General features: G+C 55.0%; 14 protein-coding genes and 1 rRNA gene. 8 read left to right on the top strand and 7 right to left on the bottom strand.

The genetic code is table 11. The features are described 5' to 3' along the window. Positions 1-286 precede the first annotated feature (286 nt). The 3 genes from NQU42_RS07080 to argS all read right to left on the bottom strand — a co-directional run bounded on the left by NQU42_RS07080 (position 287) and on the right by argS (position 3,209). Positions 287-595, bottom strand: a complete 309-nt coding sequence (locus NQU42_RS07080; RefSeq protein WP_296610199.1) for a DUF5611 family protein — start codon at positions 593-595, stop codon at positions 287-289. 44 nt (positions 596-639) lie between these two features. Further along, the gene (locus NQU42_RS07075; RefSeq protein ID WP_296610197.1) at positions 640-1,086 is read right to left on the bottom strand and encodes a hypothetical protein; all 447 of its coding nucleotides are present in this window, start codon (positions 1,084-1,086) and stop codon (positions 640-642) included. Between the two features lie 446 nt (positions 1,087-1,532). After that, a complete protein-coding gene (gene argS / locus NQU42_RS07070) occupies positions 1,533-3,209 on the bottom strand; it encodes an arginine--tRNA ligase (RefSeq protein WP_366070256.1) in 1,677 nt (558 codons plus the stop codon). A gap of 173 nt (positions 3,210-3,382) precedes the next feature. Between argS and NQU42_RS07065 the strand changes: the two genes are divergently transcribed. The 5 genes from NQU42_RS07065 to cofG all read left to right on the top strand — a co-directional run bounded on the left by NQU42_RS07065 (position 3,383) and on the right by cofG (position 8,072). After that, complete coding sequence (locus NQU42_RS07065) at positions 3,383-4,582, top strand: DUF4139 domain-containing protein (RefSeq protein ID WP_296610194.1); 1,200 nt, start codon at positions 3,383-3,385, stop codon at positions 4,580-4,582. A gap of 230 nt (positions 4,583-4,812) precedes the next feature. Then, positions 4,813-5,568, top strand: coding sequence for an ABC transporter ATP-binding protein (locus tag NQU42_RS07060; protein ID WP_296610192.1), 756 nt, complete (start codon positions 4,813-4,815; stop codon positions 5,566-5,568). A gap of 4 nt (positions 5,569-5,572) precedes the next feature. Next, positions 5,573-6,637 (top strand): NAD(P)-dependent glycerol-1-phosphate dehydrogenase, encoded by a 1,065-nt coding sequence (locus NQU42_RS07055; RefSeq protein ID WP_366070254.1) that lies wholly within the window; start codon positions 5,573-5,575, stop codon positions 6,635-6,637. 29 nt (positions 6,638-6,666) lie between these two features. Beyond that, positions 6,667-7,116: a UPF0179 family protein gene (locus tag NQU42_RS07050; protein ID WP_296610189.1), complete on the top strand. Its 450-nt coding sequence runs from the start codon at positions 6,667-6,669 to the stop codon at positions 7,114-7,116. After that, the gene (gene cofG, locus NQU42_RS07045) at positions 7,071-8,072 is read left to right on the top strand and encodes a 7,8-didemethyl-8-hydroxy-5-deazariboflavin synthase subunit CofG (RefSeq protein ID WP_296610187.1); all 1,002 of its coding nucleotides are present in this window, start codon (positions 7,071-7,073) and stop codon (positions 8,070-8,072) included. The genes NQU42_RS07050 and cofG overlap by 46 nt, the downstream gene beginning before the upstream one ends. Positions 8,073-8,421: 349 nt before the next feature. Here the strand turns inward: cofG and NQU42_RS07040 are convergent, their stop codons facing one another. After that, positions 8,422-8,901, bottom strand: a complete 480-nt coding sequence (locus tag NQU42_RS07040) for a nitroreductase/quinone reductase family protein (protein WP_296610186.1) — start codon at positions 8,899-8,901, stop codon at positions 8,422-8,424. A 9-nt stretch (positions 8,902-8,910) separates the two neighbouring features. Then, a complete protein-coding gene (locus tag NQU42_RS07035) occupies positions 8,911-10,719 on the bottom strand; it encodes a PINc/VapC family ATPase (protein ID WP_296610184.1) in 1,809 nt (602 codons plus the stop codon). A gap of 398 nt (positions 10,720-11,117) precedes the next feature. Here NQU42_RS07035 and NQU42_RS07030 point away from each other — a divergent pair, with 398 nt between their 5' ends. Next, on the top strand, positions 11,118-11,654 hold the full coding sequence (locus NQU42_RS07030; protein ID WP_296610183.1) for a hypothetical protein: 537 nt from the start codon (positions 11,118-11,120) through the stop codon (positions 11,652-11,654). A gap of 108 nt (positions 11,655-11,762) precedes the next feature. Then, positions 11,763-12,404 carry an MBL fold metallo-hydrolase gene (locus NQU42_RS07025; protein ID WP_296610181.1) on the top strand — a complete coding sequence of 214 codons (642 nt, stop codon included), beginning with the start codon at positions 11,763-11,765 and terminating at the stop codon, positions 12,402-12,404. 131 nt (positions 12,405-12,535) lie between these two features. Here the strand turns inward: NQU42_RS07025 and guaA are convergent, their stop codons facing one another. After that, complete coding sequence (gene guaA / locus NQU42_RS07020) at positions 12,536-13,444, bottom strand: glutamine-hydrolyzing GMP synthase (protein ID WP_296610180.1); 909 nt, start codon at positions 13,442-13,444, stop codon at positions 12,536-12,538. Positions 13,445-13,743: 299 nt separating this feature from the next. Here guaA and NQU42_RS07015 point away from each other — a divergent pair, with 299 nt between their 5' ends. After that, positions 13,744-14,676, top strand: a complete 933-nt coding sequence (locus NQU42_RS07015; RefSeq protein ID WP_296610178.1) for a mechanosensitive ion channel domain-containing protein — start codon at positions 13,744-13,746, stop codon at positions 14,674-14,676. A gap of 163 nt (positions 14,677-14,839) precedes the next feature. Here the strand turns inward: NQU42_RS07015 and rrf are convergent. Further along, positions 14,840-14,956 (bottom strand): 5S ribosomal RNA (rrf, locus tag NQU42_RS07010); the annotation flags it as partial.

Here is a 14,956-nt window from a genome sequence, read left to right as displayed (position 1 = left end):
CCAATCACCTCAGAAGAAGGCTCCGCTTACCATGAAAGAGCTCGATTGGCATCATCATTTTTTACAATCATTACACTCTACAACTATATCGTGGACCACCTTCATCTTTTTGGCACGTCTTTTATTACAGGCGCCGTTTTCATCCCCGGCCTGAAGTCCGGGCTCTTCCCTTTTCGTCCTCTCCGCTCCAACGAGATAAATACCGCCTACAGGTTACGGTTGTATTTCTGTCTCGTCTGAAGGGAGGAACTGAGGCCGGAGCTATGCAAGGCCGGCGGGTCTGCTTTCACTCTCCCTGTGCCTCTCTCTTCGCCATCTGCACGCGCTGCTTGGTCGTGTATCCTGTAGCCTTCTCGAGGAACTTCCTGAACCTGCGGTTTGTGTCCATGATCATATCGTCAGGGGCGCCGGGAAGCGACTCCGTCAGCACATTCAGCTTCTTATTCTCTATCCAGATCTGGCAGCTCTTCAGGGCGCCGTAGCTGAGTGTGATCGTCTCGCCGTTCCTGGTGATTCCTGAGGAGAATATCTCCCTCAGTATCCCCTCTATTCTGTCCATGTCGGGAGTGTGACCTCTCTTGAACGTGTACTCCATGCTTCGAGGGAAGATCCCCTATGGTAATTAGATCTTGCCGTCAGCTAACAGCATGGGGCCTGGTTCCCCCCGATCGTGAAGTACTCTGTCAGGACCTTCCTGAAGTCCACGATTACGTCCACCTTCCAAGTGCCAGGAAGGTTCGCCACGTCCTCTCCCTTTATCCTTAGGCCGCTCCATATGCAGGAGCTCCACATGCCGGCAGGTCCATCTATGGCGGGTATCACCCCGAAGCTCCTCTTGTACACGCGCATGTTCGGCGAGTACCATCTCCACTCCACAGTGTGCGCCCTCTGGTCCCTCCACACCTTGAGCCAGCAGACAGCCTCCACATCATCCTGAGTGAATGTGTAGGTCCTCGACTGCGGCACGCCACTCGGGCTCACCTTTGTGGTCATGGTGTGCTCACTCAATGGAAAATAGAGCGGATGCGCATGCACACATGCTGTCAGGACAGATGCCACCAGCACGATCAGGATGCCAAGCCTCATCACACATCTTACCCCAGAATGGGTTTTGGATACACAGAACCTCATCAGTTCATCCCCTTCATCGCCTTACAAAAGTATAAACACACCAAGTATTTTAAAATTATGTTTTTGAGTGGCCGGTCGGATCAAAATGTGCACAGAGAAGTATAATATCAAAATAATATGAACCTGTTAACCAGCCTGATCAGACTCTTGCATATCAGGCACACTATCAGAGTACTCTAACCGGAATGCATGGGACCTCCGCTATGAGGAGCGCATGAGCAGGCGGTGCCTGGAAATTCAGCATCAGCACTCGAGGCGATATGCGATGCCATCATAGACGCAGGTCTGACGCACCTGCGTTACAAGACACAGGCATCTGCATCAGGCATCGGCTCGAGTGAGCGCCTGGTCAGAAAAATACATGAAGAGCCTGAAGAGGCTCTTTTATCCCTGATCATGTATCACATGCTCTCAGGCGCCTCTATTCCTAGAGTCTCCAGGGTTGCGCTCAGAGCGTTCCTTGATGCCCTCACCAGGGCGAGCCGTGCGTTACGGAGCTCATCGGGTTTTGCATCCAGCACAGGATCGTACCGGTAGAAGAGATTGAACCTCTCCGCGAGCTCCCTCGCATAGGTCGCGAGCTGATGCGGCTTGAGCTCCCTGGCAGCCCTGTCTATGACCAGGTCGAACTCTGCGATCTTCTTTATCAGGGAGATCTCGTGATCATCTCTCAGAAGCCCCGGATCGAACTCATCGAGATCGCCCGCTTTCTTGAGAATGCTGCACGCCCTCGCATGCGAGTACTGTATGAACGGGGCGGAGAGCTTCTCGAAGTCGAGAGCTGCCTTCCAGTCGAACATTGTCGCCTTGTCTGCTGATACCCTCACGATATCGTATCTCACAGCGCCAACAGCCACCTTTCCGGCCACTTCCTTCCTGAAATCCTCATCCATCTCAGGCCTTCTCTTCGTGACCTCGATGTAGGCCTGCTTCTCGACCTCATCGAGAAGCTCATCAGCAGAGATGAACTTCCCGCGGCGTGTTGACATCGATCCGTCTGGAAGAGAGACAAACTCGAATATGACAACCTCAGGCTCCTTTATACCGAGAATCCGCAGCGCTGTGCGGAGCTGAGCTGATACTAACTTGTGGTCTGCACCAAGCACCTCTACGACGCGCTCATAGTTCTCTGCCTTCCATTTATGGTACGCGAGGTCCCGTGTTGTGTAGAGGGTTGTCCCATCAGCCCTTCTCAGCACCAGGCTCTTCTCGAAGCCCTCCTCGCTCAGATCCAGCTGCAGAGCACCATCCTTCAGCACGGTCCTTCCGGTCCTCTCCAGCATATCCAGGATCTCATCGACAGAGCCATCCCATACGAACTCCGACTCCCACTTGTAGGAGTCGTGGTGGATGTTCATCCTGTGGAGCGTGCTCTCGATGCCTGAGATGGCATACTTCGCTGCGCGCTGGAACTTCTCCACAGTCTCCGGATCCCTGGACTCGTAGCGCCTCATGAGCTCGTCCACCTCTGCGGAGAGCTCGGGCCGTTCGTTCATGATCCTGTGAGCTGCGATGTAGACACGCGCTATCGCATGGTCTGGCTTGGAATCGTCGAGATCGAGGTGATCGCATCCCCAGACCACCATTGCGGTCTGCCTTCCCATATCGTTCACGTAGTACTGTGACTCGACGCTGTAGCCGGCACGGCGGAGTATCCGGACAATTGTATCCCCGATCACGGAGTTTCTTATGTGCCCTACATGAAGCGGACCATCTGGGTTTGCGGATGTGTGCTCGACGATGACAGAGCCCGACATCCTGCCCCTCCAGGCATCCTCGCCCTGGGCCTCCAGAACAACATGGTCCAGGAAGCTGCGGCTCATGTGGAAATTTATGTAAGGTCCCACAAGCTCCGCGCGATCAACCCAGCGGGACGGGGAGCCCATGGAGCTGTATATTTCTGCTGCAATATCCTTCGGGCTCTTCTTCAGCGCAGGCGAGAGCCTGAACGCAACCGTCGTGGAGAGATCTGCATGCGGGCTCAGATCCAGGCTGTTCTCCAGTGATACGCTCAGACCGCAGCGATCGAGACCCTCTTTCAGTATCCCCTCGACCTCGCTCATGAAATCCAGAAACATGTGAACACCATCTAGCAAGAATCTTGGAGAGCAATGCTAATGGATATAAGCATTCCGTCGTGGCATCTGAATGGAGTTGAGCAGCAATCGCTCCTCCGCCTATTCAGAGTGCCGGTGCTTTTGGGGGAAGTCTATATCTGCATGGAGATTCTCAGTACCATGGGGGATTCGATATGAGATCATGGACAATTCTTGCCATGCTCCTTCTCGCTGTCTCATGCTCCGCAACCGCAGTGGACAGCGCGAAGGAGGTTGTGGCCACAACTGCGATAAGCCTGCCAGTCGATTCTGTGACGATCTATCAGGATGGCCTGGTATTCGTGAAGCGGACGGGCAGCATGGATCTGACGGAGGGCATACACAAATTCGTTGTTGATATTCCAGAGAATGCTGATACGAGCTCTGCTCTTTTCCTTGTCACAAACTCCTCGCTGGAGCGCATAGTCTACGAGAGGATGCCTGTGTACACCATGAACGTCTCATCAACTGCCAGGCAGAGCTTCCTGCTGAGCTACGTGGTCAGAGATGGCGGACACTGGGCTCCAAACTACTACATACACCTCCTGAACGATTCGATGCTCCTGACCGCTAACGCCCTCATAAACGTCGATCTCATGGAGGACCTGAAGAACGTTCAGATCAGGCTCGTGGCGATGCCGGAGAGGGAGATCCCGGTTATGATGAGAGCCCCAGCTCCGACCGCAGCCAAAGCTGAGGAGGCTCTCTCAGCATATGATATCGCAGCAGGCGCTCCGACTGGCGAGCTCGAGACGCTCTTCGTATTCGTTCTGGAGAACAGGACGGATCTTGTCGCCGGGAAATCGATAGGACTGCCGCTATTCGAGGATCTGGCCCCCGCCTGGCGCGTCTACACATGGGATGCCTATTACAACCCGGACGGGCCGGCGAGGGAGGAGATAAGGGCGAACAACACAGCCGATCATCCGTGGCCGGATGGGAAGGCGCAGGTGTTCAGGGATGGGGAGTATGTGACCACTCTGAGCATGCCATACACTCCGAAGGGGGCTAATGCATCACTGAGCCTGGGGCCATCTGCTGATCTCAAGCTCTCGAAGAAGCTCATCGACTACAACATCACCGAAAACGTCGTCTCGTTCGGAAACGGCACCGCAAAGGTGACCACGGAGAACTGGACGTACCAGCTCGAGATCAAATCCAACACCGATAAGGAGATCGATCTCGAGGTTAAGGATACCATACCGATGGAGGCGAAGGTGATCGATGTCTCCCCTGAGCCATCGGAGATGACTGCAACACTCCTCAAATGGAACCTGAAGGTGGCACCTAGAGAGGAGATGAAGATAAGATATGCATACAGGGTTGTGACCGTGGAGACCATCGACAGGCAATGAGATCATCTCATCCTCTGTGAGCGCCACAGAGGATGCCATCTCTTCTTTTGTGGTTGTGTTCTGGGTGCTGGGTTTGTTGCGATCCCGCGTGCCCGTATCACGTGAATCATGCTCAGGAACACGATCTTCACCCAGATTGCAAATTCAAAACCTCGATTCAACATCCGCATCTCAGCTGGGCGCATCCTACGGAAAGCTCTATACGGTATGCTGGATGAACACCTGAGCGAATGTCCCTGCTGGAGGTCAGATCGGTATCAAAGGTCTTCGATGTCGATGGAAAGAGCATGGAAGTACTTCGAGACATAAGCATGTCCGTGGATGAGGGCGAGTTCGTATGCTTCATAGGGCCGTCTGGATGCGGCAAGACCACCCTGCTCAGGATAATCGCAGGTCTCGAGTTCCCGTCGTCTGGAAGTGTGCTGCTCGATGGCGCCCCAATAAGAGGTCCCGGGCCTGAGAGGGGCATGGTCTTCCAGGAGTACTCGCTCTTTCCATGGCGCACAGTTCTGGACAACGTTGCTTTTGGTCCTGAGATCAGAGGAGTTCCCAAGGAGGAACGCTACAGGCTCGCAAGAGAGTACCTGAAGATGGTCGGGCTGGAGCGGTTCGAGAGCAGGTACCCGCATGAGCTCTCCGGAGGCATGAAGCAGAGGGTCGCGATTGCGAGAGCTCTTGTCAACAATCCCAAGGCGCTGCTCATGGACGAGCCGTTCGGAGCGCTGGATGCGCAGACCAGAAACGTGATGCAGTCAGAGCTCCTCAGGATTTGGGAGCAGGAGAGAAAGACGATCATATTCGTCACGCACAGCGTCGACGAGGCGATATATCTAGGTGACAGGATCATCGTCTTCTCCGCGAGGCCGGGCAGGGTGAAGGAGATCATAGGCATAGATCTGCCCAGGCCCAGGAAGAGGACCAGCCTTGAGGTCAACAGGATCAGGGACAAGATACTCCAGGATCTCAGATCCGAGATCAAAATATGAGTGGATGTTGAGAATGAGAAGCAGAAGTGCGAGCTGGATGGAGCTGCCCAGAAGGGTCGTCGCAGGCGCTGGAGCTCTGGCTGATATCGGCGATGTCTGCGTAGATCTCCGCCTCACCGGCAGAGCGCTCGTCATAACAGGTCCACAGACCAGATCGGTTGCTGGAGATAACATCGTGGCCATTCTCAAAGATCGCGGCTTCGATGCAGAGGTCACGATCACGAGGGATTCCAGGCCAGCAGAGGTCGATCGGGTTAAGTCATTCGCTTTGGACTTCAAGGCGGATTTTCTCATAGGAGCGGGCGGCGGAAGATCGATAGACATAGCAAAGCTCGCCGCATTCCATCTCGACATACCGTATCTCAGCGTTCCAACAGCAGCATCTCACGATGGCATCGCGTCCGCGATGGCATCGCTCAACATGGACGGCGAGACGAAGTCAATTCCAACCCGCGCGCCTCTCGCGATCATAGCCGACACAGGGATAATATCCAGAGCCCCTCCGAGGCTGATGTCAGCTGGATGTGGGGATATAATATCGAACTACACCGCGATCCTCGACTGGAAGCTCGCGAAGAGGCTCAGGTGTGAGGATTACAGCGAGTATGCAGCCGCACTATCGAGCATGACCGCGAGTATGCTCGTCGAGATGGCTCCTAGCATCAAGCCAGGCCACGAGCCCTCGGCGAAGATAGTGGTCCAGGCGCTGATATCCAGCGGTGTTGCAATGAGCATAGCGGGATCATCCAGACCCGCAAGCGGCTCGGAGCACATGTTTGCACACGCCCTGAACAGAATCGCCCCCGGATGCGGGCTCCACGGCGAGCTATGCGGCATGGGGACGATCATAATGATGTACCTGCATGGCGGAGACTGGAAGATGATCCGGGAGACGCTCCAGGTGCTCGGAGCGCCAACATCCGCGCAAGAGCTGAAAATACCGGAGGACGTGGTGGTCGAGGCCCTGACCAAGGCGCACACGATCAGGCCCGAGAGGTATACTATACTCGGAAGCGGGCTGACAGAAGATGCAGCGAGAGCGGCTGCTGAGACAACGAAGGTGATATGATAATATGAATATTACTCAGGAGGTTAAAAATGGCTGAGCCGACAACTCAGATCACCCTGATAGGAACGAAGCTTGCAACGATCGGCATGGAGTTCATATTCAACGGACCCACGCCGGAGTGCGAGAGCTGCAAGCTGAGAAACACATGCATGAACCTCGAGCCTGGAAGGAGATACAGGATACTGGGAATAAAGGGGGAGCTGGTCCACGACTGCCCGCTGCATGAGGAGGGTGTGCGCGCTGTTGAGGTTACTGAGAGCCCCACGATCGCGGCTATGGATGCACGCAAATCGTTTGCAGGATCGAAGATAATCTACGAGCCGATCGATTGTGATGTGACGGAGTGCAGGATGTACGATATATGCCACCCCGCCGGGCTCAAGAGGGGCGACAGATGCACGATAGTGGAGGTCGTTGGAGAGGCGCCGGAGGAGTGCTCGAAGGGGTACACGCTGAAGCTCGTCGAGCTGAGGCGCTGAGGGCGACCTTCTCGAGAAACGTCTTCATACCGGTCACCGACCTCTGCAGAAACGCCTGCGGTTACTGCTCTTTCAGACGGGATCCGGATCGCGCCAGGGTGATATCAAGAAGTGAAGCCCTGAGGTTGATGGATCGAGCTCAGAGGGCGGGCTGCTCAGAGGCCCTCTTCACGATGGGAGACAGGCCGTGGGAGGTGTACGGAGACAGGCTCGAGCTACTGGAGTATCTTGTCGAACTCTGCGAGCTCGCCCTTGAGAGGGAGCTTCTTCCTCATACGAATGCAGGCATCCTGACACGCGAGGAGCTGGAGCTCCTTGCGCCCTACAACGCCTCGATGGGCCTGATGCTCGAGAGCACAGCCCATCTTAAAGTACATGAGAGATCGCCGGGGAAGAGACCGGAGGTTCGCATCAGGACAATATCCGATGCAGGTGCGCTCAGAATACCTTTCACCACTGGCATACTCGTGGGCATAGGTGAGAGCTCCGGGGATCGGGTGAGATCGCTTGAGGCAATCGCAGAGCTCCACAGGGAGCATGGCCACATACAGGAGGTCATAATCCAGCCGCTGGATCCAAAGCCGGGGACCGAGTCGGAGAGGATGCGACCCCCCTCTACAGAGGAGCTTGTGGAGCTGGTATCCATCGCCAGGAGGATCCTGCCGCCGGAGATATCCATCCAGGTGCCCCCAAACCTGGTGGATCCGGTTCCCCTCCTGAGAGCCGGAGCAGATGATCTCGGTGGGATCAGCCCCGTGACCCCTGACTGGATCAACCCTGAGAGGAGATGGCCGGAGATCGATGAGCTGAGGGGGATCGTGCTCGTGGAGAGGCTGCCGGTCTACCCGAGATACGTGAAGCTCGGCTGGTACGGCAGAAGAACAGCAGATCTCATCAGGCGGCTCGCAGATGAGAACGGGCTGAGAAATACCCGGAAAGGTTCCATGCCTGCGTGAAGCATGATGCAGTCCCGCCCATCTGGATGAGAATTGTCTGTGTGGTTCAGAGCGCGAACTCCGCCGGAGATGATGTCACGCCATTTTCGAACCAGGAATATGCTGTGTTGGATAAGTCCTAAAATTCTTAACCGAATGCCATCAGGAGTAAAGATGGAAATTAGCCAAGAATCGATGCCTAGAGATGGAATTCTGAAAAAGTTATCCAACACAGCACCAGGAAGATGCGAGGTCACGTTGTTTCGTCGATTTCGATCAAAATATCGCTGCTTTTTGGGAGATCGTCTCACCAGGGAGATAAGGGGTCACGTTATTCCTGTGTGGGAGCGCATGGAGAGTGACCATCGCGCTAGGTCAATGGGTCTTCTGGATCTATGCGGATGACCGCCACTCCCCTCATCCTCTCCCTGAACACTCTCTCCTCAACGGTCCACGGGTTGAAGCCGTAGATGAATCCGCTCAGTCCGCCGTTTTTCAGTATCTGGCGAAGCGCAGCGAACTTCTCATCATCATCGCTGACCTCCTCCGCATGCCCCCTGATCCTCCTTTCCGGAAGCATGACCTCAATATGTGGCTCTGCGAGGAGGTTGAGATACCAGGCGCCCTGCGATCTCTCGCCACGGTAGCAGTAGATCCTTTCGCCTATAGTGGCGTAACCCACGGGCGTGTACCGCGTCCTTCCCGTCTTCCTGCCCTTCAGGATGAGCACCATGACCCGGCCTGTCACCGGATTCGAGACGATGCGCCCCAGGCCGATCCTGAAAGCTGGAAGAACGAAAAGGCTGTTCAGGAGCCTGAAGAACAGTCTGTATATCCCAGACGCGCTCATCTCTCCAGACTACCCCTCTATCAGCCTGACCTCGACCCTCTCCCCTCTCTTGAGCCTGTTCAGCATCAATCGTGCGATCTCCGACGACTTTGCGATTCTTATGTCGCCACGCCTGCCGATGGTCGCGGTGAACACAGGCTCGCTCCCCACGAAGACCTCTGCGCTCGCTCCAGCGCCGGCTCCCACCCAGAGTATGAGATGCCTGTCGCTCTCCTCCACCCTGGGGGATATTACGTCCGGCTCCTCTCTCCTCCCGCGTATGTCTATGTGCATCCCGAGCGCTCGCTCTATCTGCTCTATGTTCCGTCCGGCCTTTCCTATGACCCTCGGGATCTGGGACTCAGGAACGGTCACTACCATGCTGCTGTCGGAGATCATCTCGACCTCAAAAGGGCCCTTCACATGATGTGCGAGCTCCTTCTCAATCTCTTTAGAGGCGAGACGCCATACCGGCTTTTTTTTGGGCTTTGTTACAGGCATCACCACGATCTGATCGCCGTAGCTGTACATCTCGTACTCCACAGCCCCTGTCTCGAAGTCCCTCACAACCACGACCGGTCTGGCGAGATCCGCCTCGACCATGCCGGTAGGCACCTTGACAACAAACTCCACGTCTAGGAGCTTGGTGACCTCGCCGCGCTCTATGAAGACCACGGTATCGACGACCTGGGGGATCATGCCCAGCTCCACCCTGCCGAGAAGCCTCTGGAGGGCATCTATCGGCTTGTTGGCATGCACCACGCCGATCATTCCCACTCCGGCGAGCCGCATGTCCGCGAAGACCACGAAGTCCTGGGTCTTCCTGACCTCGTCGTAGATCGTGTAATCAGGCCTGACCAGAAGCAGTATCTCCGACGATGCCTCCATCGATCCCTCGAGCGGGCCGTACTGAGTCACCTCAGGAGGCACCTGGAGGTCTCTGGGCGACTCCATCGTCTTGACGACGTAATCGCACTTCAGCAGGTACTCGGCTATGCCTGCCGCAAGCGTCGACTTGCCTGAGCCGGGAGGACCTGCGATTAGAATCCCCCTCTGGCCCTCGCTCAGCCTCGCCTTGAGCTCGTCTGCGTGCTTGTAGGAGTCAAGATCCACCTTTGCGACGGGTCTGACCGCTGTTATCTCAAGACCATCTGAGAACGGAGGTCTCGTTATCGCGATGCGCATGGGTCCGAGCTGCACAACCGTGGCCCCGTTCCTCTCGATCTCTATGTACCCCTCAGGATCGAGCTTTGCGCGCTCGATGATCTCCCTGGCCATCTCGCGCAGGTCCTTCTCCCGGAGGGGCTTGTCATCGAGCTTCACAAGCTTGAACGCGCCCACCCCGCCGCGCTTGGCCATCGGGATTGCATCCTCCTTGAGGTGAACGGAAAGCGTATCCTCTGTGAAGAACTTCTCTATGCTGAGCTTCTTTATCTCATCCTTCTCCGGTCTTATGTATTCAACATCCAGTCCCATGGCCTGAGCTACCTTGTACTGAACCGTATCGCTTGTAAGAAACGATGCACCCAGCTCCAGGGCGACATCCCTGATCATGGCATCGATCTCGCCGCCGCCAGCGAGCTTGATCTGATCCAGATCAGGCCTCACACCCACGTACTCAAGCTCTATCTTCCCGGCCTTTGCGAGCTCCGAGAGGCGCCTCAGCTCCTCGAGCCCCTTTATCCCGATCTCGCGCCCGTGGTTCGCCTGAGCCTCGAGCTCAGCGACAACCGCCTCCGGTATCACGATTCTCCTGCCGGCAAGCGCGCCGGACTTGACCCTGGCCGATATTCTGCCGTCGATGACGACGCTTGTATCAGGTACCACACAATCTTTCATCGTCCGAAACATCCTTCTTTTATATGGTATTGATTAGATTCTTTTCCACTTTTATATCGGTGAAATTCAAATATATATTTTCTGCACACAGCGGCAAATGCTGCGCATGGAATGCAGTTATACCACTGCACCTCCCTGGGAAGCAGAATCGGCATCCTCAGGGTTTTTCAGGAGGCATGAAGATCCGGTTGGTGCTCTATTCAGATATCCCCTCAGAAATCGCCGTCCAACGGCACAATTGCTCATGGATCCTGCGGTACTAATGCTGTTGATTTCAGGTACACAACCAGTCCAAATGAGGTCACGCAGGTTAGATGACACGGCATCGTGCAGTGGTTCCAGGTATCGGCCACTGCAGGACAGCAATCTTTATCTCTTTATGATACCTGGCTATGACCATGATATCCAGACCCATAACGTTCATCTCAATTCTTCTGATTGCATTCGGTTTGGCGCATGCTGTAAGTGTGCCCACTGGGAATCTCCCTGCGGGATTCAAGCTGCTGGGCGTGATCGACTCAAACACCACCGGAGTGAACATATCAGAGGAGATCACGGATTTTTACGGCGCGAAGGACATCGGCAGTGTGAAGGATGTGTCGATCGGGAAGTACATCTGGGGCGAGATGGGCGTGGATTACGACGCGAAGATCACGATACTCTCCCTGGAGGATGCTGCATATGCACGGGCCGCATACGAGAACTACAGGAGCAGGGACGAGTTCAAGTACCCGCCCGTTAAAGGGATCGACAGGTTTTCGAATGCTACTATAAATGGTCATGATGCCCTCGAGATAAGAGACCTAGTCAGTGATCTCCGGGGCAGATCGATAAGGTTCCTGTACCTCTGGACAAACAGCAGCAGCGTCGTGCTCGTTGAGGGCAACGGCTCCCGGGAGAGCAGCATGGCGCTGGCAGCCGCGACCGGCATGTGAGCTACCGGCAGAACTGCAAAACATTTCTTTTTATATTGTGTAACAGGAGATGGCAGGTTGAGATACTGTGCCTCATATGTACGGAATAAGCACAGAGGGTGATGGAGCATGGATATAAAGTGGCTGGGGCATTCCTGCTTTCAGATAACCGATTCAATAGGAAGGACCGTTGTGACCGATCCCCCTGATGAGAGCGTCGGCTACACGCTCCCGCCGATCAGAGCGGATGTCGTTTTAGTGAGCCACGACCATTTCGATCACAACAATGTTGAGGCGGTGCTGGGATCGCCGATCGTGATAAAGCATCCTGGGATCTATAAAGCAGCTGGCATCGAGGTGAAGGGCATTGCGACATACCATGACGATGCAGGAGGCAAATTAAGGGGCACGAACACGGTCTTCTGCTTCACAATGGACGATATCAGGCTGTGTCACCTGGGAGACCTGGGGCATGTGCTCAGTGAGAGCGACGCGAGGGCGATAGGCGATGTGGACATTCTCCTCATCCCCGTCGGCGGGACATTCACGATAGATGCCCGCGGTGCTCTGGCCGTCATAGACAAGCTCAGGCCGAAGCTGGTGATTCCGATGCACTACAGGACGCCGGCTCTGGCGTTCGATCTCGACCCTGTGGACAAGTTCATCAAGGCTGCCAGAGGGCGGAAGGTCCTCGGGCCTGAGAAGCTTCTCCATGTATCTAGAGAGGATCTCGATAAGCAGAAGATCGTGCTCCTGGAGTATGTCTCGTAGGCAGAGTGCTGCATGAGGGGCTCATGAGACTGGGAACGCAGTCTCTGGCGGTAAGCCCAGAAGCTCCGCCCTTCATGGCGGGGAGCGTCCACCATACACGAAGCTCTTCAGCGATGCAATATTGCGAGGAATCACTCGAACTCTATCGTGCCTGGCGGTTTCGGTGTGATGTCGTACACCACCCTGGCCACGCCTGGTATCTCGCCTGTTATCCTTGAGGATATCCTTCTGAGCGCATCCCAGGGGAGCTCCAGGACGTCAGCCGTCATGGCATCTCTAGACGTCACAGCCCTCACTGCGACGACCCAGCCGTAGACCCTGTTGTCGCCCTTGACGCCTGTGGCCTTTCCGATCACAGCCGCGAACGCCTGCCACGGCTTGAAGGATGATATCTCCTCCTCGACTATCGCGTTTGCGGTTCGCACGACCTCCAGCTTCTCCTTTGTTATCTCGCCCACGATTCTGACCGCGAGGCCTGGCCCAGGATACGGCATCCTCTCGCTTATCTCCATCGGCAGACCAAGCGCCCTTGCGACCTCCCTGACCTCGTCTTTATAGAGATCACGCATCGGCTCGATTATGCCCTTGAACTCGATGTGCAGAGGCAGCCCGCCGACGTTGTGATGCGACTTTATCCCGCCCTCTGACTCGATCCTGTCGGGGTAGATCGTGCCCTGGATCAGATACTCTGCACCGACCTCGGCTGCGACCTCCTCGAAGACCCTGATGAAGGTCTCGCCTATGATCTTCCTCTTCTGCTCCGGATCTGTCACACCCTTCAACGCGTTCAGGAACCTCTCTGATGCATCCACTTTTATGAGATTGAGATGGCTGAAGAGCTCCACGATCCGCTCCGACTCGAAGCGCCTCATTAGACCGCTGTCGACATAGACAGGTATCAGATTCTCCCCGAGCGCCCTGTGCGCAAGAACTGCACAGACAGAGCTGTCGACACCGCCTGAAAGTGCTATTATCGCCTTGCCCTTCACCTCACGCCGTATCTCATCTATTGCGTTGGCAATAAAGCGCTGAACATCCATACTATGAGCAGGAGATCTCACCGGATAATAGGCTTGTGGTGGTTCAAGGTGTTACGCAGAGAATGGGATCCAACTTACCCCCTACTTGAATCTCATGACCGGGCGCCCTGAATCAGGGGCGCACGATGCGCTTCACTTCAGCCCGATAGCCTTCCTTGCCGCGACTAAGGGATCCCCGTAGAAGACTGGATCGACGCGCTCAATAACCTTTACTCACAGTGAACCCTTAAATTTTTATTATATGTTTCAGGTAACTCCATGGCATAACTTTTATCTCATGCTTCTCGCATCTGGAGGCGATGGCCAGCTACATGCTCGAGAACGTCACGGTTTACCCCGCTGCTGTCGTTAATAACACCATAGAGACGATAGCTGCACAGAGCAGCAACAGCTCCCTGACGATACTCTACAGCGCCCTGAGCAGGATAGATCCCATAGCGCTCATAGCAAACCTTGTAATAATAATTGTAATTCTCATCGGGACACAGATCGCAGCAAAGCTCGCGGATCGAATGCTCCAGAGATATTTTTTGAGCTTTGCTGACAGGATGCTCAAGAACAACATACTCAGAGCGGAGCATGTCGAGGAGGAGAGGACCAGAACATTTCACATCATAATAAGAAGGATCTCGGTCGCGGCGATCTACCTGGCCGGCATTGCCCTGGTAATACTACAGATACCGCAGCTTTACAGGATAGCTGTCGCGCTGCTCGCAGGCGCCGGCCTGGCAGGCTTAGCTATAGGCTTTGCTGCGAAGGATGCTCTATCAAACCTAATATCGGGACTGTTCATAGCGGTCTTCCAGCCGATACGCGTAGGCGATTATGTCACCTTCCGCAACGACTACGGGTATATAGAGGATATCACGCTGAGGCACACAGTCATATGCACATGGGATAAAAGGAGGATCGTGGTTCCGAACAGCGTGATCTCCACAGAGGTCATAGTGAACTGGTCCATGCGGGATCCTGTATCGGTATGGACGGTCGATTTCCTGATACAGGACGCATCAATGATAGACAGAGCGAAGTCGATAATTCTTGAGGTCGCGATGAACCAGCCACACGTTCTGAAGGAGATGGAGATCAAGGTTCTTCTTGTGGAGAGCGATAAGGACGGCAACAGGCTGCGCCTGTACTTCAACTCACCCAACAGGGATCTGGCGTTCGACACAGGATGCAAGATACTGGAGGAGGCGAAGAAGATCTTCATGCGGGAGGGAATAAGCTAGAGGATCCTGTGAATTCGCACTCGTCCATTAAGGCCCGAAGATTTCGAATATTTTGCTCTGCTTGTGCCTCTTTAAATAAGAGCTAGATCTGTCACATGGCATTACAAGAAAGAAATGCTCAAAGTAAAATGCAAAAACGACTGTCAGTGAGAGTATTATTGAGAGTTGGCAGCGACCTGCATTTTCCGAGGGCTCGCGCACCTCAGTACAGTGCAGGACGTGGGCGGGCTTATCTTCTGAGTTCGGGATGGGTTCAGGAGTTTCCCCGCCGCTATGGCCG

This window comes from Methanothrix sp. (assembly GCF_024518575.1).
Taxonomy (GTDB): Archaea; Halobacteriota; Methanosarcinia; order Methanotrichales; family Methanotrichaceae; genus Methanothrix_B.
Note: the sequence above shows the minus strand (reverse complement) of the source record. Positions and strands in the feature narration are given on the sequence as shown.